The organism is Vibrio sp. Y176, from assembly GCF_033438945.1.
On record NZ_JAWOQS010001124.1, the window covers coordinates 1 to 529 of the forward strand.

At 46.7% G+C, this 529-nt stretch carries 1 protein-coding gene; it reads right to left on the reverse strand.

Going from position 1 to position 529, the window contains the following annotated elements; genetic code table 11:
• Positions 1–529 (reverse strand): RNB domain-containing ribonuclease (locus R7O13_RS30555; RefSeq protein WP_318305682.1); only part of this gene is annotated, 529 nt, incomplete at both ends.

A 529-nucleotide genomic window follows, 5' to 3' on the forward strand; every position in this document is an offset into this window, starting at 1 on the left:
ATAGTTGCGATTTCTTCTGAAGGTTGCCATGCATCAGAGTTGCCGTTTTCTAGCCAATCAGAAACGTGATCGTATGCTAGGCGCGCATGTGACTTGATGTTTGCAGCGAAGAATTTGATATCGTCACCAATCACACCGTCTTTGCTCACTGTTACGGTGCAGCAGATTGCTGGGCGGATTTCGCCTTCAATTAGAGAACATAGGTTGTCCGCTAGATCGCGAGGTAACATCGGGATGTTACGGCCTGGTAGATAAATGGTGTAACCACGCTCACGCGCGACTTTATCCATTTCGTCTTCAGGTGTGATGTACGCAGTTGGGTCAGCAATCGCGATAGTTAACTCAAAATCACCAGATTCTGTTTTCTTCGCGTACAACGCGTCATCCATATCTTTGGTTGATTCACCATCGATTGTGACGAAAGGAACATGAGTCATGTCGATGCGCTCTAGATCGGCGTCATCTTTTAATTCCCAGTTCTCAATGCCAGCAGGTTCTGAGTTTGGTAGATCGTTTTGCGCTAGCGTTA